General features: G+C 73.9%; 20 protein-coding genes. 12 read left to right on the top strand and 8 right to left on the bottom strand.

The features are described 5' to 3' along the window. The first annotated feature begins 21 nt into the window (after window positions 1-21). Genes ACIPYS_RS34900 through ACIPYS_RS34885 form a run of 4 tightly spaced genes read left to right on the top strand, consistent with a single transcriptional unit; the run spans window position 22 to window position 4,890 of the window. Window positions 22-1,581: an ABC transporter substrate-binding protein gene (locus tag ACIPYS_RS34900; protein WP_093864107.1), complete on the top strand. Its 1,560-nt coding sequence runs from the start codon at window positions 22-24 to the stop codon at window positions 1,579-1,581. Further along, window positions 1,578-2,576 carry an ABC transporter permease gene (locus ACIPYS_RS34895; RefSeq protein ID WP_400753850.1) on the top strand — a complete coding sequence of 333 codons (999 nt, stop codon included), beginning with the start codon at window positions 1,578-1,580 and terminating at the stop codon, window positions 2,574-2,576. The genes ACIPYS_RS34900 and ACIPYS_RS34895 overlap by 4 nt, the downstream gene beginning before the upstream one ends. Continuing rightward, window positions 2,573-3,427 carry an ABC transporter permease gene (locus tag ACIPYS_RS34890; protein WP_400753847.1) on the top strand — a complete coding sequence of 285 codons (855 nt, stop codon included), beginning with the start codon at window positions 2,573-2,575 and terminating at the stop codon, window positions 3,425-3,427. The genes ACIPYS_RS34895 and ACIPYS_RS34890 overlap by 4 nt, the downstream gene beginning before the upstream one ends. Continuing rightward, window positions 3,424-4,890, top strand: coding sequence for an ABC transporter ATP-binding protein (locus ACIPYS_RS34885; protein ID WP_400753844.1), 1,467 nt, complete (start codon window positions 3,424-3,426; stop codon window positions 4,888-4,890). Before ACIPYS_RS34890 ends, ACIPYS_RS34885 begins: the two co-directional genes overlap by 4 nt. A gap of 61 nt (window positions 4,891-4,951) precedes the next feature. Here the strand turns inward: ACIPYS_RS34885 and ACIPYS_RS34880 are convergent, their stop codons facing one another. Next, window positions 4,952-5,335 (bottom strand): gamma-glutamylcyclotransferase family protein, encoded by a 384-nt coding sequence (locus tag ACIPYS_RS34880; RefSeq protein ID WP_093864110.1) that lies wholly within the window; start codon window positions 5,333-5,335, stop codon window positions 4,952-4,954. A 276-nt stretch (window positions 5,336-5,611) separates the two neighbouring features. On the opposite strand from ACIPYS_RS34880, the gene ACIPYS_RS34875 reads away from it, so the two are divergent. The 3 genes from ACIPYS_RS34875 (at window position 5,612) to ACIPYS_RS34865 (ending at window position 8,044) form a co-directional block, all read left to right on the top strand. Beyond that, window positions 5,612-6,388, top strand: a complete 777-nt coding sequence (locus tag ACIPYS_RS34875) for a class I SAM-dependent methyltransferase (protein ID WP_400753840.1) — start codon at window positions 5,612-5,614, stop codon at window positions 6,386-6,388. A 93-nt stretch (window positions 6,389-6,481) separates the two neighbouring features. After that, window positions 6,482-7,168 (top strand): M24 family metallopeptidase, encoded by a 687-nt coding sequence (locus tag ACIPYS_RS34870; protein WP_400753916.1) that lies wholly within the window; start codon window positions 6,482-6,484, stop codon window positions 7,166-7,168. Between the two features lie 87 nt (window positions 7,169-7,255). Next, the gene (locus tag ACIPYS_RS34865) at window positions 7,256-8,044 is read left to right on the top strand and encodes an HAD family hydrolase (protein WP_400753837.1); all 789 of its coding nucleotides are present in this window, start codon (window positions 7,256-7,258) and stop codon (window positions 8,042-8,044) included. 22 nt (window positions 8,045-8,066) lie between these two features. On the opposite strand, the gene ACIPYS_RS34860 is transcribed toward ACIPYS_RS34865, so the two are convergent. Then, the gene (locus ACIPYS_RS34860) at window positions 8,067-8,516 is read right to left on the bottom strand and encodes a hypothetical protein (RefSeq protein ID WP_159425200.1); all 450 of its coding nucleotides are present in this window, start codon (window positions 8,514-8,516) and stop codon (window positions 8,067-8,069) included. Window positions 8,517-8,850: 334 nt separating this feature from the next. Further along, window positions 8,851-9,750, bottom strand: a complete 900-nt coding sequence (locus ACIPYS_RS34855) for a GNAT family N-acetyltransferase (RefSeq protein ID WP_400753833.1) — start codon at window positions 9,748-9,750, stop codon at window positions 8,851-8,853. 337 nt (window positions 9,751-10,087) lie between these two features. Between ACIPYS_RS34855 and ACIPYS_RS34850 the strand changes: the two genes are divergently transcribed. Beyond that, window positions 10,088-11,185, top strand: a complete 1,098-nt coding sequence (locus tag ACIPYS_RS34850; RefSeq protein WP_400753831.1) for a chemotaxis protein — start codon at window positions 10,088-10,090, stop codon at window positions 11,183-11,185. A 116-nt stretch (window positions 11,186-11,301) separates the two neighbouring features. On the opposite strand, the gene ACIPYS_RS34845 is transcribed toward ACIPYS_RS34850, so the two are convergent. Further along, window positions 11,302-12,657, bottom strand: a complete 1,356-nt coding sequence (locus tag ACIPYS_RS34845; RefSeq protein WP_400753828.1) for an MFS transporter — start codon at window positions 12,655-12,657, stop codon at window positions 11,302-11,304. 26 nt (window positions 12,658-12,683) lie between these two features. Between ACIPYS_RS34845 and ACIPYS_RS34840 the strand changes: the two genes are divergently transcribed. Beyond that, the gene (locus ACIPYS_RS34840) at window positions 12,684-13,211 is read left to right on the top strand and encodes a CGNR zinc finger domain-containing protein (protein ID WP_400753826.1); all 528 of its coding nucleotides are present in this window, start codon (window positions 12,684-12,686) and stop codon (window positions 13,209-13,211) included. Between the two features lie 49 nt (window positions 13,212-13,260). Here the strand turns inward: ACIPYS_RS34840 and ptlI are convergent, their stop codons facing one another. Further along, window positions 13,261-14,655, bottom strand: a complete 1,395-nt coding sequence (gene ptlI, locus ACIPYS_RS34835) for a pentalenene oxygenase (RefSeq protein WP_400753823.1) — start codon at window positions 14,653-14,655, stop codon at window positions 13,261-13,263. Window positions 14,656-14,806: 151 nt separating this feature from the next. Then, the gene (locus tag ACIPYS_RS34830) at window positions 14,807-15,532 is read right to left on the bottom strand and encodes a TetR/AcrR family transcriptional regulator (protein ID WP_400753820.1); all 726 of its coding nucleotides are present in this window, start codon (window positions 15,530-15,532) and stop codon (window positions 14,807-14,809) included. A gap of 126 nt (window positions 15,533-15,658) precedes the next feature. On the opposite strand from ACIPYS_RS34830, the gene ACIPYS_RS34825 reads away from it, so the two are divergent. After that, window positions 15,659-16,747: an alpha/beta fold hydrolase gene (locus tag ACIPYS_RS34825; protein WP_400753817.1), complete on the top strand. Its 1,089-nt coding sequence runs from the start codon at window positions 15,659-15,661 to the stop codon at window positions 16,745-16,747. 19 nt (window positions 16,748-16,766) lie between these two features. Here the strand turns inward: ACIPYS_RS34825 and ACIPYS_RS34820 are convergent, their stop codons facing one another. Continuing rightward, the gene (locus tag ACIPYS_RS34820) at window positions 16,767-17,126 is read right to left on the bottom strand and encodes a cyclic-phosphate processing receiver domain-containing protein (RefSeq protein ID WP_231978113.1); all 360 of its coding nucleotides are present in this window, start codon (window positions 17,124-17,126) and stop codon (window positions 16,767-16,769) included. Between the two features lie 343 nt (window positions 17,127-17,469). Here ACIPYS_RS34820 and ACIPYS_RS34815 point away from each other — a divergent pair, with 343 nt between their 5' ends. Both ACIPYS_RS34815 and ACIPYS_RS34810 read left to right on the top strand, forming a co-directional pair. Further along, window positions 17,470-18,444 (top strand): helix-turn-helix domain-containing protein, encoded by a 975-nt coding sequence (locus ACIPYS_RS34815; protein WP_400753813.1) that lies wholly within the window; start codon window positions 17,470-17,472, stop codon window positions 18,442-18,444. Between the two features lie 197 nt (window positions 18,445-18,641). After that, window positions 18,642-20,213: an MFS transporter gene (locus tag ACIPYS_RS34810; RefSeq protein WP_093864125.1), complete on the top strand. Its 1,572-nt coding sequence runs from the start codon at window positions 18,642-18,644 to the stop codon at window positions 20,211-20,213. 76 nt (window positions 20,214-20,289) lie between these two features. On the opposite strand, the gene ACIPYS_RS34805 is transcribed toward ACIPYS_RS34810, so the two are convergent. Continuing rightward, window positions 20,290-22,935, bottom strand: coding sequence for a PKD domain-containing protein (locus tag ACIPYS_RS34805; protein WP_400753809.1), 2,646 nt, complete (start codon window positions 22,933-22,935; stop codon window positions 20,290-20,292). Window positions 22,936-23,029: the final 94 nt, after the last annotated feature.

Raw genomic sequence — 23,029 nt, 5'->3', positions numbered from 1 at the left:
GACCGGAAACGAGGAACGAACGTGGGCATCACCAGACGACAGCTGCTGTGGGCCGGTGCCGGTGCGGGGGCGGCCGGTGCGCTCGCTGCCTGCAGCAGCGGAAAGAGCGGATCCACGGACGCCGCGCCCTCCGGCGCCGGCTCCCAGCAGCCCCGCCCGGGCGGCACGCTGAAGATCGGCGCGCTCGGCAAGGCCTCCGCCGTCACCCGCGACCCCCACGGCACCCAGGCCAACGAGAGCGACTACCTCATTCTCAGCCTGGTCTTCGACACCCTCGCCGCACCCGGGGTGTCGACCAACACCGCCCCGCGCCTGGCCGCGTCCTGGAAGCCCTCCGACGACCTGCGGACCTGGCGCTTCACCCTCGCCGACGGCGCGACCTTCCACGACGGCACCCCGGTCACCGCCGAGGACGTCGTCTGGTCGCTCAAGCGCCTGCGCAACACCCCCTCGGGCAAGAGCCGCCTGCCCGGCATCCAGCCGGAGAACATCACCGCCGAGGACGCGAAGACCGTCGTCCTGGTCTCCGACTACCCCAACGCCGAGCTGCCGCTGCTCACCCGGCTGACCACCTTCGTCCTGAAGAAGGACACCAAGGACGACGCGATCGCCGACGCCCCCGGCACCGGCCCGTTCAAGCTCGACTGGTACCGCGACGGCAACGCCCGCCTGGTGCGCAACGACAACTGGTACGGCGGCAAGGCCCTCCTGGACGCCGTCGAGGTCCGGCTCTTCGAGAGCCCCCAGGCGATGGCCAACGCCCTGCTCGCCGGACAGATCGACGTCGCCTCCAACGTCGGCGCCGTCGCCGCCCGCACGGCCGAGGCCCGCAAGGACGTGCAGATCGTCCGCCGCCCCAACGACATGGCGATGCCGATCGTGATGCGCACCGCCGACGGCCCGTTCGCCGATCCCCGCGTGCGCGAGGCCCTCAAGCTCGCCGTCGACCGCGACGCCATGGTCAAGCAGGTGCTCTCCGGCTACGGCACCGTCGGCAACGACATCCTCGGCACCGGCGACCCGGCCCTCGCCAAGGACCTGCCGCAGCGCACCCGCGACCTCGCCAGGGCCAAGCAACTGCTCGCCGACGCCGGGTTCGACACCGCGAAGACCTACGACCTGATCACCACCGAGGACATCGCCGGACTCGCCGAGTCCGCGACCCTGTTCGCCACCCAGGCCCGCGAGGCCGGGGTGAAGATCAACGTGGTGAAGCAGGACTCCAAGATCTTCTGGGACGCCACCTGGCTCAAGGCGCCGCTCTACACCACGTACTGGGGCACCAACGACTCCGTCGTGTTCTTCGCCTCCAAGACGATGCTCTCGGACGCCGGCCAGAACGAGAGCGGCTGGAACGAGCCCTCCTTCGACGAGACCTACCGCCGGGCGATGGGAACCGTCGACGCCACCGAGCGCGGCAAGCTGCTGCACCGCCTCCAGGAGATCGAGTTCGCCGGCTCCGGCTACCTGCTGTGGGGCATGGCCGACGGCATCGACCTCGCCGGCGCGGCCGTTCGCGACCTGCCCCGCCTCCCCGGGTACGGGCGCGTCCAGCTCGAGAAGACCTGGCTGGCGCGTTGACAGCGCTCCGCCCGGCCGGCGTCCACCCGCCGCGCAGCGTCCCGGCCCGCGTCCTCCCCGGCGCGGGCCGGGTCGCCCGGCAGGCCGCCCGGCGGCTGCTGATGCTCCTCGTCCTGCTCGCCGCCGTCTTCGCCGCCGTCGAGATCCTGCCGGGCGACGCCGCCGGTGCCACCGCCGACCGGGGCGTCACCGCCGCCGACCTCACCGCCCGCCGCACCGCCATGGGACTGGACCGGCCGGTGGCGGAGCGGTTCCGGGACTGGATGACCGGCCTGCCCACCGGAGACCTCGGCACCACCGCCCACGGCCAGCACGTCACCGACGTCCTGGCCGGCCCCTTCCCCAACACCCTCCTGCTCGGCGTGCTCGCCCTCGCCCTCAGCACCGCGGGCGCCCTCGCCCTCGGCGGCTGGGCCGCGCTCCGCCCGGGCGGACGCACCGACCGGGCCGTCGACACCCTGTCCACCGCGGCCTTCGCCCTGCCGGAGTTCGTCGTCTCCGTCGGCCTGCTGCTCCTGCTGTCCCAGTGGACCGGCTGGCTCCCGGCCGTCACCCTCACCGGACCCGACGGCAGACCCGAGTCCTGGACGATGATCGTGCTGCCGCTGCTCTCCCTGACCCTGCCCCAGATCGGCTGGAACACCCGGATCGTGCGCGGCGCGCTCGCCGACCAGGCCGCGCTGCCGCACGTGCGGGCCGCGGTCCTGGACGGTCTGCCCCGCCGGCGGATCCTGGTCCACCACATGCTCCCCGGAGCCCTGCCGGCCGTCGCCGTCGGCATCGCCACCTCCACCGGCATGCTGCTGGGCGGCACCGTCGTCGTCGAGACCCTCTTCAACTACCCGGGCATCGGAGCCGTCCTGGCCGGGGCGATCACCGACCGCGACACCCCGCTCGTCGCCGGGGTCGTCGCCGCGGCCGGCGCCACCATCAGCCTCCTCCTGCTGCTCGCCGACCTCGTCCGCACCACCGCCCTCGGGGAGCAGCACCGATGACCTCCGTCCGCCCCGGTCCGACCGGCGCCCCCGCCCCGGCCCGAGCGCGCGGCCGCCGGGTCCTCCTGCGCGCCGTGCCCGCACTCCTGCTCGTCGCCCTCGCCCTCGCCGGGCCGCTCCTCGCCCCGTACCCGATCGACACCCCGGTCGCCTTCCCCTACGCCCCGCCCGGCGGCGACGCCCCGCTCGGCGGCGACCAGCTGGGCCGGGACGTCCTCAGCCGCCTCCTCACCGGCGGCGCACCCCTGATCGCCACCGCCCTGGCCGTCGCGCTCGTCGTGACGGCCGTCGCCACCGCCCTGGGCATCGTCGCGGTGCTGCGCCCCGCCCTGGGCCGGTGGATCGAACGCGCCGCCGACCTGACGATCCTGCTGCCCTCCGTCCTCGCCATCATGCTCGTCGCGCTGGCCTGGCCCGGCGGCGGACGCCTCGCCGTCGCGACCGCGGCGACCGTGCTCGGCATCCCCTACGCCGTCCGGATCGTCGCCGCCGCCGCGGCGCCCCTCGCCACCGCCGGTTACGTCGAGGCCGCGGCGGCGGGCGGCGAGAACCTCTGGCACCTGACCGTCCGCGAGGTCCTGCCCAACCTGCGCTCCACCGTGCTGGCACTGTTCGGCCTGCGCTTCGTCGAAGGCGTCTACATCGTCTCCGTCGCCGCCTTCCTCCAGCTCGGACCCCAGCCGCCGGAAGCCGACTGGGCACTGATGATCCGCGAGAACGCCGCCGGACTCACCCTCAACGTCTGGGCCGTCGGCGCACCCTGCCTCGCCATCGGCCTGCTCGCCGTCAGCGTCAACCTCGCCGCCGAGGCCCTCGCCCCCGCCCGCCCCACCCCGGAGACCCCGCTGTGAGCGCCACCACCGCCGCCCGCGCCACCGGACTGACCGTCACGCTGCACGGCACCGCGCTGCTCACCGACGCCACCCTCGCCCTCGTCCCGGGCCGGGTCACCGCCGTCACCGGCCCCTCCGGCGCGGGCAAGACCACCCTGCTGCACGCCCTCGTCGGCGCCCTGCCCCCGGACGCGCGGGTCGCCGCGGGGGACCTCACCGTCCTCGGCCACGACATCCTCGCCCTCCCCCCGGCGGAACTGCGCCGACTGCGCCGCCACCGGCTCGCCCTGGTCGGCCAGGACCCCGGCTCCGGCCTCGACCCCCGGATGCGGGTCGGACGGATCATCACCGAGACCGCCGCCGACCGCCGCGCCGCCTCCGTGCCGGAACTGCTCCGGGCGGTCCGCCTGCCGGTCGGCGAAGGGCTCGAGAACCGCCGCCCCGGTTTGCTCTCCGGCGGCCAGCAGCGGCGGGTCGCCCTCGCCCGGGCCCTGGCCCGAAGGCCCGCGATCCTGCTCCTCGACGAACCCACCGCCGGCCTCGACGCCGACCTGCGCGACGACATCGCCGACCTGCTGCGCGACCTCGCCGACCGCGACCGTCTCGCCGTCGTGCTCACCAGCCACGACCCCGACTTCGTGGCGCGCTGCGCCGACGAGGTCCTCGCCCTGCGGCCCCCGCACCTCCCGGTGCCCGCCGCACGGAGGGCGGCCCCGGCGGCGGCCGCCGGACCCGTGGTGAAGCGTGTCACCGGGCCGGTGCTGGAGGTGGCCGCGCTCACCGCCCGGGTGGGGACCGGCCGCGCCGCCCGGGAGGTCCTCACCGCCCTCGACCTCGGGCTGGCCCCCGGTACCCTGACCGGGGTCACCGGCCCGTCCGGCTGCGGCAAGACCACCCTGCTGCGCTGCCTCGCCGGTCTGCACCGCCCCGAGGCCGGTGGGGTGCTGCTCGGCGGCGAAGCGCTCGCCCCCACCTACCGGCGTCGCAGCCGCGAGCAGCGACGGCGCGTGCAACTGGTGCCGCAGAACCCCCTCGGTGCCCTCAATCCCGCCCGCACCGTCGGCGCCACGCTCGCCCGGCCGCTGAAGCTCCACTTCGCCACGGCCGCGGACCGGTGCGAGGAGCGCGTCGCGGAGCTGCTGACCGCGGTCGGCCTCACCCCCGACCACGCGCACCGTCGTCCGCACGAACTGTCCGGCGGGCAGCGCCAGCGGGTCTCCGTCGCGCGCGCCCTGGCCGCCGAACCGGACGTCCTGCTCTGCGACGAGATCACCTCGGCCCTCGACGCCGGTACGGCCGAGGGGATCATGGCGCTGCTGCGCGGGCTGCGGGACGAGCGGGGTCTGGCGATCGTCCTGGTCAGCCACGACCTTCCGCTGGTCTCCGCGCACGCCGACACCGTTCTCCCGCTCGGCGGCGCGGAGCCGTACCCCGACGCGCCACGGGGGCCGGCCGGGGCGCCGGTGCCGGACCGGGCCTGAGCCGGGGTCGCGCTGCGCGCTGCGGCGCGTCGGTTCCCGCCGGGGTGAGCGCCCGCCGGGGTCAGCTCCCGGCGGGGTCGTACGTGGCGGGGGCGTACCCGGCGGAGAGGTACACCCAGGCCGTGGTACCGGAGGCGAGCAGCACCTCGTGGCGGGCGTAGTCGTCGACCTCGTACTCGTCCGCGGCGGCGAGCTCCTCGTCGGTGATCGCGAAGACCGTGCCCCCGACCGCGTCCCCCGCCTCCGTCGACGGGAGTACCAGGGGGTGCCGGTCGGTGCCGCTGGCGGCGATCACCGCGGGGTCGGTGATCTCGATCGTGGTCAGCCGGAAACCGGGCAGGGCGTCGGCCCGTCCCTCCAGCAGCCGGCCGAAGCTGCTGAGCTGCACCTGCTCCAACTGCAGCGTGCCGTAGGAGAAGAGACGCTGGGTTGCCGTTCCGGACATGGGTTCGCGACCTCCGGGTCGTGCAGGCGGGGCCTCGATCCTAGAGCCTCCCTCCCGCCGCCACCGGCGGCGGGGTCCGCCCCGGTCGATTCGGAGGGGAACACGATTCACCGGCATCGCATCTGCTGGTCATTTGGAAGAAATGACAAGCATCTGCCAGGTGTTTTACTTATCGGCCCTCGCGGATGCAAGATTCTCCCACGGGGCTGGCGGAGCCGGGGAGAACGGCCCCGGGCCCTCGCGGCACCCGGTCGGGACCGAAGGAGGCCTGGAGTCATGAACGCACGCACCCGGGACGGCAGCGCCGGAGACGTCGACTACGGCGCCATCGGGTCCGGCTACTCCTCCTACCGCCGGCCCGACAGCCGGGTGGCGCAGGTCATCGCCGAGGCCCTCGGCGGCGCGCTGACCGTGCTCAACGTCGGCGCCGGTACCGGTTCCTACGAGAGTGCCGCCCGGGTCGTGACACCGGTCGAGCCGTCGGCGTCCATGCGGGCCGGCCGCCCCGCCCACCTCGCCCCGGCCGTCGACGCCGTCGCCGGGGACCTGCCGTTCGAGGACGGGGTGTTCGACGCCGCGATGACGCTGTTCAGCGTCCATCAGTGGGAGGACGTCGCGGCGGGCCTGCGCGAGATGCGGCGCGTCACCCGGGGCCCGGTCGTCGTGCTGACCTGCGACCCGCGACTGGTGCGCGACTTCTGGCTCCACGAGTACGCGCCCGAGGTGCTGGACACCGAGGCCCGCCGCTACCCCCCGATCGACGCACTGGCCGCCGCCCTGGGCGGCAGCGTCACCGTCCGTCCGGTCCCGATCCCGCTCGACTGCACCGACGGCTTCAACGAGGCGTACTACGGCCGCCCGGAGATGCTGCTCGACCCCGCCGCCCGGCAGGCCTGCTCGGCCTGGAGCTTCGTCGACGACGGCGTGCGCGAACGCTTCGACCGCGGGCTCCGCCGGGATCTCGAGTCCGGCGAGTGGGAACGCCGCTTCGGCCACCTGCGCACCCGGGCCGCCTACGAAGGGTCGCTCGTCCTCGTGCGCGCGACCCCGTGAGCGCGACCCCGTGAGCGCGACCCGGACCCCGAACCCGACCCCGTGACACCCGATCTCAGGAACAGGAACGGCACCGTGGGAGAACCCGACCGGATGGACGAGCAGCTGCGCGCCCTGGGACTCGTCCAGGCGCAGGCCAAGGCCGAACGCCTCTTCGCCGAGGTCGAGGCGCGCCGCCTGGTGGCCCCCGGCCGCGGCGAACGCGAGGTCAGCGACCTGGTCCGCGACCTCGCCAACGACATGTTCGGCACCACCAAGCACTGGCACAAGCGCATCGTCCGCTCCGGCCCGCACACGCTGTTCCCCTACCAGGAGAACCCGCCGGACCGGCTCATCGGCGAGGACGACATCGCGTTCGCCGACTTCGGCCCGATCTTCGAGGAGTACGAGGCGGACTTCGGCCGCACCTTCGTCCTCGGCGAGGACCCGCACAAGCACCGCCTGCGGGACGACCTGGCCGCGGTGTTCGACGGCGGCCGCGCGGCCTTCCACGCCGACCCCGACGTCACGGGCCGTCAACTGCACGCGCACGTCGAGCGGCTCGCGGCCGAACGGGGCTGGGCCCTGGGCGGCTGGCACGCGGGCCACCTGGTAGGGGAGTTCCCGCACGAGAGCGTCGACGGCGCCAAGGCCGAGTCCTACATCACCCCGGACAACGAGCACCCGCTGCGCCGCACCGACCGGGCCGGCTGGCGCTGCCACTGGATCCTGGAGGTCCACCTCGTCGACGAGCGGCGCGGTTTCGGCGGCTTCTACGAGCAACTCCTCGACCTCGCCTGAGCTTCGCCTTCGCTTCGCCTGAGCTCCGGCGGTACCGGGCCGCCCGGTTCGTCGGGTCCATCTGGTTCATCCGGATATGATCCGATCATGATCAATCTTCACGCCCGTACGGTGGTCTTCGACATCGACGGCACGCTCTGCTTCGACGGCCGGACGATCGATCAGCGGATCCTCACGGCGATCGACGCCTGCGAACGCGCCGGTCACCGGCTGGTGTTCGCCTCCGCACGGCCCGTCCGTGACGTCCTTCCCGTGCTCGACGGCGCCTTCCCGGCCGCCACCCTGATCGGCGGGAACGGCAGTCTGGTCTCGGTCGGCGGCCGGGTCCGGGCGCGGGCCGCCTTCGAGGCCGGCGCGTTCGGCGCGCTGATGGAGGCGGTCGGCCACTACGGGGCGAGCTACCTCGCGGACGGTCCGTGGGACTACGCCTACACCGGGCCCGAGGACCACCCGATCCGCGGTCGGGTCGACCAGGGGCGGCTGGCCCGGCGGGTCGACCTCGACGAGCTCCCCGAGGTGGTGAAGTTCCTCGTGGTCGGCGCCTCCGACCTGGCGGCCCTCGCCGACGCCGGTCGCCGTCTGGGACTGACCGTCAACCACCACCTCGACGAGGCCATCATCGACTTCGCGCCGGGCTCGACGACGAAGTGGGAGGCCCTGACGTCGATGGGGATCACCGAGTACACCGCCTTCGGCAACGACATCAACGACTTCGACCTGCTGCGCAACGCCGAACGGGCCGTGCGCGTCGGATCCCACCCCGGCCTGGACACCGTCGCCGGGACGACCGTCCCCGCCGACCCGGCGGCCGTCGCGGCCGAGATCACCCTGCTCGCCGAGGCCGCCCGGGCCGCCGCCGGCACCACCGGCCGCTGAACCCCGCCCGTGCTCTGCCGGGCTACCCGACGCGGGGCGCCTTCCGGCGGCCGAGCAGCCAGCCGATCAGGGCGAGGATTCCGGCGAGCGGGCCCAGGAAGGGCGCGGGCGTGGTGTGGAAGACGGTGCTGCCGAGCACACCGGCCAGCTGCCAGCCGCAGGTGAGCACGGCCGCCAGTGACAACCAGTGCAGGCGGTCGTCCCGCGCCACGGTGAACGGCAGTACCAGCACGGACACGGTCTGCACCAGGTACCCGTACTGGAACCAGCTGAAGTACACGGTGTCCCACCAGGTCACGGCCGGGGGGCCGTCCGTGAACTCCCGGCGGAACTCCAGGAAGGTCGGGTCCGAGAAGCCGGAGGGCCACCACGGCCACACGTAGAGGCCGATCAGCGTGAGCAGCGTCGCGGCGACCGCGAGCCCGACAGGGGCCCCCTTGCCGGGAGGAGCGGGTTCGATCAGCGGCATCATGATCCTGTTCTCTGCGGGCCAGCGTGCTGTGAGTGGTGTTCCCGCGGCCCCGTCCGGGCCCCGCCGGCCCGGACGAGGTCACCGTCCACGATCTGCGCCACCCACCTGGTCTCCCGCATGCACCCCAGGATCCCGCTCAGGCCGTACCGCCGGAACGGATCCGACCGGCGGTCACCGAACTGTGACCGCCACCGCCGGGTGCGGCCCCCGATCCGGATCCGCCTGATCCGCTCCGGCGGCGCCTCGGCGCCTCAGTACCTCGGCACTCCGGTGCCCAGGCGTGCGGTCCGGGCCGGAACCGGCTCCCGGACCGCACGCCGCGTGCTGCCGGGCGTCAGGCCGTTCGGCCCGGCGGACGGAAGTTGACGCGTTCGCTGACGACGGGGAAGCCGGCCCTGGTGAAGTTCGCGGCCATGGGGTGGTTGGTGCGGTCGGTGGCTCCGGTGATGGATTCGGCGCCGTGCTCGACCAGGGTGCGGGTGCACTCGGCGAGCAGGTCGTAGGCGTAGCCGCGGCCCCGGTGCCCGGGGAGGACGCCGATGAAGCCGATGGTCGGGCCGGAGGGGTTGTGGGCGGGGACGTGGATGCCGGCGAGTTCGCCGTCGGGGGTGCGCGCCGTCTGCCACCACTCCCGCGGGGAGGGGCACCAGTGGAAGAAGTCCAGCTCCTCCTGGGCGGCCCGGTCGAGGCCGCCCTCCGCGATCGCCTGCAGCGCGTGCGCGTCCAGGGTGGCGGAGTGGATGCTGCGCAGGGCCTCGAAGAAGACACCGTCGTCGGGTTCGGCCTCGAAGCGCAGGCGTCCCGGGCGCTCGGGCAGGCCGCACTCCGGGGTCCAGCGGTAGAGGAAGCGCTCGACCAGGAGTTCGTACCCGGCGGCCCGGGCGGCGCTGAAGCGTGCCTCGGCGGCGGAGCGCGGCTCGGCCCGCTCCCGCCAGTCGCCGGGCAGGTTGATCTCGAGTTCGACCTGCCAGGGGGCGGAGCGCAGGAGTTCGGCCCCGGCCTCCTCGTGGCCCTCGGCGACGTCGAACCAGTTGATGTTGACGGGCTCCGCGTCCTCCGGGCCGCCCCACCAGGCGCCGCGGGCGACGACCTCGCCGCCGCGCAGGGCGACGCGCTTCCAGTCGGGGCGGAACGTGGTGCGTCGGTGGCCCTCGCGGGCGCCCAAGGGGTCGGGGTGTGCGTCGAACAGGTGGGTGTCGCTCGCGGAAAGCGTGCGGATGACCGTACCGGTCATGGATTCCTCCGGGATGCAGGCTGTGTGAGCGCTCCCGGTCAGGACTGACGAAGTACGCCGGGACAGCGGGAGAGGGAGCGCTGGAAAGGTATGGACTGCACGGCACTCGCCTCCTTCCGTTCGTCTCGCGGCGTGGCGCCACCGTACGTGACCGTCCGTCGGTCCGTCCACGGATCTTCCCGGGCCGGCCACCTGGCGGAGGACGGCCCGCGGCGGCACGGACGCGCGAGGTCCCACAACGCATCCCGCCAATGGGTAAATTGGTGATGATTGGGACAAAATCCATGATGTGTGCGTCCACCCGCAGAAGGCCTGACCGCCTTCGGAAAGGGCCCCCATGTACCCCGCTCTCACCCCCGCCGTCCTCGCCGAGCTGCGCCGCCCGAGGCCGTACCCGGCCGTGTCGGTCCTGATGCCCACGCACCGCCGGGAGCCCGACAACGCGCAGGACCCGGTCCGGCTGCGCACCCTCGCGGCCGCGGCGAGGAAGCGGATCGAGGAGGATCCGGAGGTTTCCCGCGCCGTCCGGATCGATGTCCTGGAGCAGCTCGACCGGGCGCTCGCCGAGGTCGACCTGGTGCACGCCGAGGAGGGCCTGGCGATCCTGGTCGCGCCGGGCGAGCACCACGTCTGGTCGCTGGGCCGGACCGCGCCCGCCCGGGTGGTGCTGTCCGACACCTTCCTGACCCGCAACCTGGTGGCCGCCCAGGCGGCCGAGCGGCCGCACTGGGTGCTCGCGCTCGCCGCGGACCGGGTGCTGCTGTGGGGCGGCAACAGCGAGCGGGTGGCGGAGGACACCCGGCACGGCTTCCCGCTGGTGCGCCAGTACGAGAACCCCGACCCGGAGCGGCAGGAGCGGATCGGCGACAAGCCCAGCACCTTCCAGGACGAGGAGACCAAGATCTTCCTGCGGCAGGCGGAGACCGAGCTCGGCAAGGTGCTGGCCGCCGACCCGCGCCCGCTGTACGTGGTCGGAGAGGCGGCGGCCCTCGCCCTGCTGGACGGCGCCGGGCCGATCGTCCGCGGCGCGACCGCGCAGATCCCGCACGGCGGCCTCGCCCAGGCGGACGCCGAGACGGTCCGCAAGGTGGTCGAGCCCGCGGTCCGCGCGCACGCGGACGCCGGGGTCTCCGACGCCCTCGCCCGCCTCGACAAGGCCCGCGGCCGCCAGGCCTTCGCGGCCGGGCTGGACGAGGTCTGGCAGAGCGTCGCCGAGGGGCGGGTCGCCCAGCTGGTGGTGGAGGAGAACTTCCGGCTCACCGTCCGCGACGAGGGCGACCACCTGGTGCCCGCCGAGGCCGACCAGCCGGGCGCGCGCGAGGACATCGTCGACGAGGTGATCGAGCGCGCCCTGGACACCGGCGCCCAGGTCTCCTTCGTCCCCGACGGCACCCTCTCGGACGCCGGCCGGATCGCCGCCGACCTGCGGTACTGACCCGCCCCCGGCTCCCGACCCCTCCTCGGTCCGTCCGCCGCCGCGCCGGGGAGAGGTCGGGGCCGGGCCGAGGAGAGGTCGGGGGCCGGCCCGGTCGGCCGGCGCGGTCCGCTGCCTCAGGCCGTCGGCCGGGACGCTGTCCCGCCCGCGAGGCTCGCACCGGGCGCCGGAGCGGCATCGGTGCGGGCGGCCTCGGTGCCCCGGGGTGGCGCAGTGGATGCGGCGGCGCCGGGCCCGCGTCCCCGTCGGGCCGTGACCGCCGCCGTCCCGGTCGCCGTCGCCGCCAGCGCGATCCAGGCGGCGCTGTAGCCGCCGGTGGTGTCCCGCAGCAGGCCGAGGGCGGGCGGGGCGAGGATCACGGCCACCTGGTTGACGGCCATCACGAGCCCGAGCGCGAAGCCGGTCCGGCCGGGCGGGGCGGCCTCGGCCAGGTGCGCGACCCAGGGGCCGTACCAGCCGATCCCGAAGAAGCCCAGCCAGGCGAAGAGCACGGCGGCCGCGAGCGGATGCCCGCCGAGCGGGGTCGCCAGGGCCACCAGCGCGGCCGCCGCCGCGAGCATGCTCGCCAGGACCGGCCGGTAGCGGCCCGCGCGACTGCGGTCGCTCCACGCCGCGAGCCCGATCCGCCCGACCGTGCCCGCCATCTGCGCCGCCACCAGGACGGCACCCGCCGCACCGGCCCCGAGGTCGGTCACGTCGTGCAGGTACAGCGCGCCGAGCACGCCGATGCCGCTGTGCACCGAGACCATGGCCGTACCCGACAGCAGCGCCTTCGTCGTCGCGGGCTGGCGCAACAGCCGCAGCCGGTCGCCGAGCGGTGCCGTCGCCGTCGCCGGTGCGGCCGGCACCGGCTTCGCCGGGCGCTCCGCGACCGTCCCGGGCGGGCGGCGGTAGAGCACGGTGAACGCCACCGCTCCCGCCAGTGCGACCAGCCCGCCCACCAGCACGGCGACCCGCCACCCGGCCGCGGCGGCGACCAGCGGCAGCACGGCCACCGCGACCGCCCCGCCCAGCGGCAGCCCGGCCTGCCGCACACCCATCGCGAACCCGAGCCGCGAGGGCTCGAACCAGGCCGCCACCGACTTGCTGCCGCCGGGCTGGATCGTGCTGTACCCCGCTCCGACGACCAGCAGCACCACGAGCAGTGACGCGTACCCCTGGGCCAGGCTCCCCGCCAGCAGGCCGACGGCGACGACCCCGGCACCGATGCCGACCACCCACCGTTCGCCGTACCGGTCCAGCAGCTCGCCCGCCACCAACAGGCCGATCAGTGGTACCAGTTGGGAGGCCGAGAGCAGTAGCCCCAGCCGCGTCGTACTGAGGTCGAGCGCATTCTGCAGGGGTACCGCCATCGCCCCGATTCCCTGGACGAAGAAGCAGCAGGCGGCCTGGGTGAAGGTGGCGACCCCGAGGACCGTCCAGCGGTACGGCAGCGGGGACGGCCCGCCCCGGACGTCGGTGTGATGACTCATGCCGATCAGACTGCTGTAATGGTCTTATGCACCTCAACCCTTACGGCGAGGACGCCGTCAACCTGGCCGCCGAGTTGGCGAACGAGCGGCCGAGGACCGTCGACGAACTGGTGGACCGCTGCCGTGCGGCCGGACTGGTGGTCGAGGGACCGTTCGCGGCCGACGACCTGACACACGTGCACGCGGTGCTGGACGCCTGGGAGGCCGTCGTCGACGCCACCGACGAGCGCGAGCGGGCCGCCGGACTGAACCTGATGCTCGCCGCCGGAACGGCCCACCCCCGGCTCACCGACCACACCGGCGACGGCTGGCACCTGCACTACCGGGACGACGACCTGCCGCTCGGTGCCCTGCTGTTCTCACTGATCGGCGTCGGCACCGCGCTGCACCTGGTGGGCCGGGGCATGCACCGGCTCGGCCGGTGCGCCGTCGCGGAGTGCGACACGATCTTCGCCGACACCACCCGCACCGGCCGGCGCCGCTACTGCTCGCAGCGCTGTGCCAACCGCGACGCCGTCCGCCGCCACCGGGCGAACCACCCGTCCGCCGCCTGACCGCCCGCCCGGGCGCCGCGGACCGGGGGCGCCGTCGCACCCCTGCCCGTCAGGTCGGCACACCCGTGCGGTCCGCGCGCGGGCTCGGCACCGGCTCCCGCTCCGACAGCCGCAGGCGCAGCCGCCGCGGCCGGTAGACGGTGGCGAGCGGGACGGCGCGGACATCGGCGTCCGGCTCCGGGTCCAGCCGCCAGCGGGAGAGCACGGTGGCGAGGACGAGGGCCGCCTCGGTCCGCGCGTACAGGTCGCCCAGGCACTTGCGGGCCCCGGCGCCGAACGCGGTGAACGCCTGGCGGGCGAGCGGCGACTCCTCCTCGGGCAGCCAGCGGTCGGGGCGGAACTCGTCCGGCCGCGGGAACGCCTCCGGATCGCGGGCGACGGCGGCGGGACTGAAGACGAGGGTGGAGCCGACCGGCAGCGGGACGCCGGCCAGCTCGGTGCCGGTGGTGGTCAGACGCGTGAAGAGCCAGCCGGGCGGGTGGAGCCGGAGGGTCTCGGTGACCACCCGGCCGGTCAGGGGGAGGGCGGGGAGGTCCTCCCAGCCCACCGGGCGTCCGCCGAGGACGGTGTCGATCTCCCGGTACAGCTCCTCGGCGACCTCGGGGTGCCGGGACAGCCGGTGGAAGGCCCACACCAGCGTCGCGGCCACCGTCTCGGTGCCCGCCGCCATCACGGTGATCACCTGGTCGTGCACCTCGGCGTCGCTCAGCCGGCCGCCGTCCTCGTCCCGGGCCGCGAGCAACGCGCCGAGCAGGTCCGGGGTCGCCCCGGCCGTCGACCCGGGGGCTCCCTCGTACCCGGCGATCAGCCGCTGGGTGACCTCGTGCAGCTGCCGCAGCGCCGCCCGGTAGCGCCGGTTGGCCGGCGTCGGCAGACGGCGCAGCGACCTGGGCAGGAACATCTGCCGGAACAGCCCGTTCAGCACCGTGTCGAAGGCCCGCTCCACGCCCCGGGTCAGTTCCTCGTCGAGCGCGGTCGACCAGAGCGTGCGGGCCACCACCCGCAGCGCCAGCCCGTACAGCTCGGGGAACGCCTCGATCACCTGGCCGTCCTGCCAGCGTGCCGTGGTGGCCTCGATCTCGGCGTGCATCGCCCCGGCGTAGTGCCGCAGCTGCGGGCGGGTGAAGGCGCTCTGCATCAGCCGCCGCTGCCGGCGGTGGTCCCGGTACGGGCAGGTGACCAGGCCGTTGCCGGCGACGTCGCGGGCCCGGTCGTAGAAGACCCCGCCCTTGTCGTAGACCTGGTCGCCGGTCAGCACCCGGCGCAGCAGTTCCGGATGGCACGGCACGTACGCCGTGGACGGGCCGATCCTGATCCGCACCAGGTCGCCGTGGGCGGCCAGCGAGGTCATGAACCGGACCGGGCTGCGCATCATCTGCCAGGCGTGCCCGGCTCCCGGCACCGCTCCGGGGGCCGTCCCGACCACGAACCTCTGCTCCGCCACGCGTTCCTCCTCGTCCCCGGGACCGCACCGCACCCGTTCGGCGGTGTGCCCCGGGTACTGCATCGGCCGATCGGGGCGCGGGGTGAAGCCCGGCGGGTCCGGCGGCCCGGCGGACGCTCGGAACCGGCGGACACTCAGGCCCGGCGGACACTCAGGACCGTTCGATCAGGCGCGCGACGCCGTCCAGGATGCGTTCCAGTCCGAAGTCGAGCGGGTCGTCGCCCTGGGGGTGGAACGCACCGGCGTCGATGGCCGCGGCGAGGGCCGGGAACCGGTGTCCGTGGCGCTCCAGCACCTCGGCGGCGAGCCGGTTCCACTCCGCCTCGCCCTCCTCGTCCGCGTGCACGAGCTGCTGGGCGAGACTGCGGATGTGGCCGATCACCAGGAGGAAGGTGTCGTGCTGCTGGGCCGGGGTCAGTCCGGTCGGGGCGAGGGCGGCCAGGGCGGCGTCGAGCCAGGCGAGCTGGTTGGGGCCCATCAGCTGGCGCCGCACGGCGGTGGCGGTGAGGATCCACGGATGCCGGCGGTACAGCGCCCAGCACTGGCGGGCCCACTCGGTCAGCTGCTCGCGCCAGCCGGCCGGGTCGCGGACGCTCGCGGGAGGCGTGCCCAGGGCGGAGTCGACCATCAGGTCGACCAGTTCGGCCTTGCCGGGGAAGTACCGGTACAGGGCCATGGTGGTGACGCCCAGCTCGGCCGCGACGCGCTGCATCGAGACGGTGTCCAGGCCCTCGGTGTCGGCGATCCGGATCGCGTCGACGACGATGCGCTCCGCGGTCAGTGAGGGCTTCGGGCCGCGCCGGGGCTGACCCTGTTCCCCCCAGAGCAGCGCCAGGCTCGCCCGGGGGTCGCGCTTCTTCTCCCTGCTCGCCGCCATGTGTGCTTGCTCCTCGCCGGATCCGGTGCCTTCGACGTTGCGTCGACGTCGGCGTTGACGCTCTTTCAGAACTGTGTATAACATAAACTCAATTGCTTACTCGATACACAGTTCAAGGGGTCGCTCATGCTCGCCACCGTTCTCCTCGCCTCCGCCGCCGCCCTCGCCACGCCCGTCGCGGGCGCCCTCGGTCACCGTCGGCTCAAGCAGGCCGCCGGCGCCCGCCTGATGCGGATCGACAGCCCCCGCGGCATCGACGAGCAGGGCTTCGTCCGGATCGGCGGGATCGAGCAGTGGATCTCGGTCCGCGGCGAGGACCGGGGCAACCCGGTCGTGCTGGAGATCCACGGCGGCCCGGGCGCCTCCAACGCGATCCACGGCCCGCGCACCCGCGCCTGGGAGAAGCACTTCACCGTCGTCCGCTGGGACATGCGCGGCACCGGCAAGACCCTCGGCCGCTCCGGCGCCGCGGGCCAGGGCGAGATCGGCTTCGACCGGATGTTCCAGGACGCCGTCGAGGTCACCCGTCACCTCCGGGCCGAGCTCGGGGTCGACCGCGTCGTCCTGCTCGGCAACTCCTTCGGCAGTGTCTTCGGGCTGCGCCTGGCCCGTCGGCACCCCGAGCTCTACTCCGCCTACGTCGGCACCGACCAGAACATCCACGACGCCGGGCGCGACGACACCACCCACCGCGCACTGCTCGCCCGGCTGCGCGGTGCCGGCAAGCACAAGGAACTCGCCGTGATCGAGGCGCTCGGCACCGACACCCGGACGTGGACGGCCGAACAGTACGGGGCCTACGCGAAGATCGCCGCGAGCAGCGACCCGCTGACCCTCGCCACCATGAAGTCCGTGGTCATGAAGTCGCTCTGGTTCTCCCCGCTGCACTCACTCGGCGACCTCGGCGACCTGGGCAGGGGCATGAAGCTCTCCGCGCGGATCCTGCCCGCCACCGCGGGCTTCGACGACTGGGCCGACGGCACCGCCTTCGACCTCCCGTTCTTCGTCTTCCAGGGGGACCGGGACGTGCTCACCCCCGCCGACCGTGCCAAGCGCTTCTTCGACGACGTGCGGGCTCCGCACAAGGAGTTCGCCCTGATCGAGGACGCCGCGCACTTCGCCTCCTTCCGTCGCCCCGACCGCTTCCTCGAGCTGATGCTGGCCAAGGTGCGGCCCGTGGTCGTGGAGGACCGGGAGCCCGCCGCGAGCTGCTGACACCGCGGCGTACGGACCGTCAGGCCCCGCCGGACCGGCCCTCGGCCGACGCCCGGCGGACGCGGTAGCCCCAGCGCGTGAGCGACCGGACCACGGCCGCGGCGCCGACGGGGTTGGCGCTGTGGACGAGCACCTCGCCGATCCGGAACGGTCGCCCGTCGAAGGCGGCCTGCTCCAGCAGGGTCACCACCGGCATGACGGTGTCGTCGCCGCCGAGATCGTGGTCGAGCCAGAGCTCGTCCACGTAGCGGTCGCGATGCTCCTCCAGGAGCCGGACGCCCTCCCGGCTGGTGCGGGCGATCCGGGTCGCTTGGGGGAGTGGCCGCAGGTCGTCCACACCGAGGACGACGGGTCCGGGCGCGGCGGAAATGTCTTTCACCGGACCATTGTGCGGAAGGTAGCGTGACATTCGCACATCAATTTGATCAGTGCATCAGTGCATCAGTGCATCGGTTCGACGGTTCGACGGTTCGACGGTTCGACGGGGGAGGGGTCGTGAGCGCGGCAGAACCTGCCGTCCCGGCACGGGTGACGGCCGAGGAGCGCATCGCCGCGGCGGTGGGCGCGACGATCCCCAACGGGGCGTCGGCACCCGGCGCTCCCGGGCGCCGCAGCCGGACGACGGGTCGCGAACAGGCCGGTGACGTGCGGAAACTACACTGGCCGAGGGCGCGGCCGCCGTGGGGCCGGGAGTGACGGGGGGTCAGCCGGTGTGGTCGACGATGTCCAACGCGGGGATGCCGGCGGCGGAGCGGTTCGAGTGGTTCACCGACACGGTCTCCCGCGGCGTGGTCCCGGTGACGGTCAGCAGCCCGCAGGCCGGCGACTTCGAGGCGGAGGCGGCCTTCCTGGGCCTCGGCCCGGTCGACGTGTCGATCCACACCCACCCGGCGCTGCGTTCGAGCCGGCCGGCGGCCCTGACCCGGCGCAGCGATCCCGAGCAGTACCAGCTGGCCCTGGTCTCCGGGGAGAACCCGATGTGGATCTCCCAGCGCGGCACCGACTCCGGGCCGGCCGGTGGCGACCTGGTGCTCTGGGACACCTCGCGGCCGTTCGAGGCCGGGACGCGCGACGAGCACGGGACCAGCCGCTGCCTCGTCCTGCACATCCCCCGGAAGGAGTTCCCGATCAACCCCGACAAGGCCGACCGTCTGCTCGCCCGGCGGATCCCCGCCCAGCGCGGGACGGGGGCGATCCTGGTCCGCTTCCTCACCTCCCTGGGCGAGCACGCCGCCGAGTGCGGGCCGGAGGAACTGGGGCGGCTGGGCGCGATCGCCCGGGACCTCGCGGCCGTGTGTCTGGCCGAGCACGCCGACGCCTCCCGGGAGGTCGACGCCGGGGCACGGGCGCGGGCCCTGCTCGAGCGGGTCAAGGCGTTCATCGAGCACAACCTCGACGACCCCGCTCTCGCGCCCGGCACGATCGCCGAACGCCACCACATGTCCCTGCGTTCGCTGCACCTGCTCTTCCAGGACGAGGAGGAGAGCGTCAGCAGACTGATCCGCCGTCGCCGCCTCGAACGCTGCCGGGCCGACCTCGCCCGGCCGGAGCTGGCCCACCAGTCGGTGCGGGACCTCGCCGCCCGGTGGGGCTTCGCGAACGCGTCCGCGTTCGGCCGGGCGTTCCGCGAGGCGTACGGGCTGACGCCGCGCGACCACCGCCGGCTGAGCGTCACGGGCGCGCTTCCGGAGCGCTGACCGTACCGGGGCCGCCGGGGCGGAACCCCGAGCGCGAGAGCGGGTGCCGGTGCCCGGCAGGCGTCGCCCCGGGCCGGTGGTTAGCATGGGACTCGCCGAACCAACGGCAGGAATCCGGGCCCGTCCGACTGCGAACGGCCCGCCCCACAGGTGGTCCGTCGGCACCCGACGGGCGGACGCACCCCGGAGGCACAGTGATGGCCGCTGCTCCCGCCGGCGGATCCTCGCGCTACCTGGTGCTGGCGGCGATGATCTTCGCCGTCGCGATGACCTTCATCGACCAGACCATCGTGTCGATCGCCGTGCCGAACATCCAGTACGAGCTGAAGCTGACCAGTACGGGCGTGCAGTGGGCGGTCAACGCCTATCTGCTCACCCTGGCGGCGTTCTTCGCCTTCGGCGGCCGGCTCGCGGACACCGTCGGCCACCGCAGGATGGTGGTGCTCGGTGTGCTGGTCTTCGCGGGTGCCTCGGCCTGCTGCGGCCTCACGCCCACCGGGAGCCTGGCCGAGGCCTGGCTGATCGCCTTCCGGGCCGTCCAGGGCTTCGGCGGGGCGATCATGTTCCCGGCGGCGCTGGCGATCGTGGTGCAGAACTTCGAACTGCGCGAGCGGGGGCGCGCGCTGGCCCTGTTCTTCGGGATCGCGGGCGGTCTGACCGCGATCGGACCGGTCCTCGGCGGCTATCTGACCGAGTGGACCTGGCGTGCCATCTTCTGGGTGAACCTGCCGGTGGCGGCCGTCGCCCTGGTGCTGGTCGCGATCTCCAAGCCGGTGACGGAGAGCCGTCCGGCGCCGATGGACTACCGGGGCCTGGCGCTGATCGCCGGCGGTGTCGCGCTCAGCGTCTTCGGGTTCCAGCAGTCCCAGGTCTGGGGCTGGTCCGACCCCGCGATCGGGATCTGCATCGCGGCCGGGGTCGCGCTGCTGGTCGTCTTCGTGCTCGTCGAGAAGCGCACCGCGTCGCCGCTGATCCAGGTGGACATCTTCCGCATCCGCGCGTTCTCGGTGCAGAACCTGGTGCTCGGCATCTCGATGCTGGTCTTCGTCCCGGTGTTCTTCTTCTCCAGCGAGTACGCGCAGATCGCGCTGGGCGACTCCGCCTCGGAGGCCGGCGTCTTCCTGCTCTGGTTCTTCATCGGCTTCGTGATCGCCTCGCAGATCGGCGGCCGGATGCTCGACCGGGGCGGCGCCAAACGCCCGGTGGTGATCGGGTGCGTCCTGGCCGCGATCGGCTTCCACCTGTGGGCGGGCGACGTGACCTCGCTGAGCTTCGGCGAGCAGCAGTGGGACGTCGTGCTGGCGGGCGCGGGCATGGGCTTCATGCTCTCGCCCGCCAGCACGGACGCGGTCAACCGGGCTTCGCGGCTGTCCTACGGCGAGGCGACCGGGATCACCCAGACGGTCCGCAACTACGCCGCCGCCCTGGGGCTGGCGGTACTGGGCACCGTCCTGGTCACCGACCTGCGGACCCGGCTGACCGATTCCCTGGTGGCCCAGGGGTTGCCGCGGGAGCAGGCGGAAGCCACGGCCGCCCACCTCTCCCAGGTCCAGACGCAGAGCGGTGGCAGCGGTGGAGCGGCGGACATCCCGCAGTTCTTCCGGGACGACTTCGCCCACGCCACCCAGACGGTCTTCCACTGGATGTCGGCCATCATGGCGGTGGCCGCGCTGGTGGCGATCGTCGGCCTCCGCCGGGGTGTGCAGGCCGAGGTCGCCGCGTCGGACCGGGAGAAGTCCCCGCCGAGCGGTCGCGAGGGCGGAGCCTGAGCCGTGCGTGCCTCCGGCCGCGCGGGCGGGGGCGGCCGGTGGAGGGCCGCCCCCGCCGCGAACGGGAGGTGTGCCGTCAGCCCTGGGGCCGGGCGTCCGTGAACCAGCCGAACAGGTCGGCGACGATGTCCGTGCTGCCGACGTGGTTGTAGACGTCGACCTTGCCGTCCGCGCCGACCGGGGTGGTGACGTGGTTGGGCACGGTCCGGCCGGCCAGCAGGTTGAGGTTGCTGGTGCCGGGGCGCGGCGCGCCGTGCGCGTGCACGGTGAGGTAGCTGTCCTCGGTGGTGTTGGTGGACGTCACGTTCAGGACGGCCGCCCGGGCGCCGGCCGGGATGCCGCCGACGACGGTGGTGCTGTCCGGGCCGGGCTTGGCGAACGGCGTGTCGCGGGTGTCGGTCAGACGCACGGGCACGGTCGGCGTGAACCTGGCCCGGCCGTTCGGGGCGTAGTACCCGAAGACGTCGAGGACGACGTGGGTCGAACCGGCGTTGTTGTACACGTCGACGGTGCCGTCCGGACCGACCGGGACGACGACCTGGTTGGACTTGTCCTTGCCGGGCTCCGGGTTCAGGTTGGAGCTGACGGGCTTGGTCCCGCCGCCCGGGTACACCTTGAGGTGGGTGTCGACGGTGGTCCCGGTGCTGGTGAGGTTGAGCACCACGGAGGTGGCGTCGGCCGGGACACCGCCGACGCCCGCGACCTTCACCGCGCGGGTCTCGGCCGGGCCGAGTGCGGCGCTGTCGCGGGTGTCCACCAGCCGGTTCGGCGACAGCGGGGTGAACAGGTCGCCGCCGTTGGGGCGGTAGAAGCCGACGACGTCGACGATCACCTCGGCGCGACCGGCGTTGAGCACGGTGCTGATCCGCTTGGCGTCGCCGATCGGCACGGTGACGAGGTTGGACGAGGTGCGGCCGGCGGCGACGTTCACGTTCGACGTGGTCGGGCGCGTCTGGCCGGTCGGCCAGACGGTGAGGTGGGTGTCCTCGGTGGCCTCGGTGACGGTCACGTTCAGGACGACCGTGGAGACGTTGCCCGGCACGCCGTTCGCCCCGGGCGCGCTACCGGTCGGCAGCGTGAAGGGCACCTCGCGGCCGCCCGTGAGGTCGAGGTTCGCGTCCTCCCGGGTGTCGGCGAGGCGGTACGGCTGGGTGCGCAGGAACCCGGTCGGGGCGTACGCGGCCCGGAAGGGGTGGGCGGTGGTGCTGGTGCGGCCGGCGGTGTCGGTGACCGTCACGGTGACGGTGTAGTCGCCCGGGGAGGCGTAGCCGTGGACGACCGGGTCCAGGGTGTTCCGGGTGACGGCGGGGGTGCCGTCGCCGTAGTCCAGTACGACCTTGGCGACCTGCCACGGCGAGGAGGTCGACGAGGGGTCGACGCGCACGCCCAGCGGCGGGGCGTCGGAGGTGTCGAACTGGTCCGGCACGACCTGCTGGACGGTGGCGCGGGCGGTCAGCGGCCCGGGGACGGTGCTCTGCACCTGCACCCCGTACCGGCCGGTGAACGGCTGCCCGCCGCCGGTGTCCACGGTGACGTTGGCCTCGAAGGTGCCCGCCCTGGTGTAGGTGTGCTTGACGGAACGGGAGCCGGAGGTGACCGCGGGGGTGCCGTCGCCGAAGTCGTAGCGGTAGCTCATCACCGAGGTCGGCCAGTGGTAGGCCTCCATGCCGGTGGTCGCGGTCAGCGTGATCTCGGTGCCGTAGGGCGCCCGCTGGTGGTCGGCCGTCAGCTGGGCGGTGGTGATCGGCTCCTGGCGCTCGCTCGCGCCGCGGTCGTGGTAGCCCAGGCCGGTGCCGAGGTTCGGCCGGTCCGGGTCGTCGGCCGGGTGCGCGGCCGGTACGAAGCCCGGCGCGTTCTCGTCGGCGGAGTCGACGACCTCGCTGTTCGCGGCGTTGCCGTCCTGCCAGCGCGGCAGTACGTGGTCGCGGGTACCGGCCCGGCCGTCCGTCGCGGCGGCAAGGGACTCGGGCGTGGCGTGCGCGGTGCCGGCCCAGAGGTACGGAGTGCCGTTGCTGAAGCTCGTCCAGTACGGCGCGACGGTGTTGGAGCCGGCCCGGGTGTCCTTCGCCGACAGTGCGGAGACCACGATCTCCGCGCCCGCCGGGTTCGGGCAGTTGTACGGCGCGGTGGGCGAGAAGTGGTTGCGCACCAGGTTGTTGAACAGGTTGGAGCCGGAGGAGCCGCCGGCCAGCTCGATGCCGGCCGTGCAGCCGTCGGCGACCGTGTTGTTGGTCAGGGTCGTCCCGGGGGAGTCGGTGACCTTGATCCCAAAGGCATCGGTGCGGACCACGGTGACCCGGTCGGAACCGGTGACCTGGATCTCCCGCGCGTGCATCGACTCGACGACGACGTCGTGCACGCCGGACAGCCGCACATCGCCGCCCGTCGCGGCGGTGCCGCCCGCCGCGCCCTTGATGGTGATGGGCCGGCCGGGCTCGCCGGACTTCGTGACCACCGTCCCGGAGTCGAACGAGGACCGGGCGACCTCGACGGTCTGCCCCGGAAGCGCCGCGGCGGCCGCCGCGGTGACGGAGCAGAACGGCTTCGCGGCCGTGCCCGTCGCGGCGTCCGAGCACGCCGGGTCCCAGCCGTCGACCCGCAGTACGCCGGGCGCCTCGCCGGCCGGACCGGCGGTGGCGGCGGAAGCGGTGGCGGCGGGCAGGCCGCCGAGCACGGTGACGATGCCTGCGGCGAGCAGGCCCTTGGCACGAGTGGGGCGCACGGTGCGGTCCTCCGAGTGGGAAGCGGGAGCCCGACCCGTCGGGCACGGGCCCGGTCGGGACGGAACGGCCGGCGTGGATCGCGGGCGGAGCAAT

This window comes from Kitasatospora sp. NPDC089913 (assembly GCF_044748625.1).
GTDB lineage: Bacteria > Actinomycetota > Actinomycetes > Streptomycetales > Streptomycetaceae > Kitasatospora.
The sequence above is the reverse complement of the archived record's forward strand: the minus strand, read 5'-3'. Positions and strand labels throughout refer to the sequence as shown.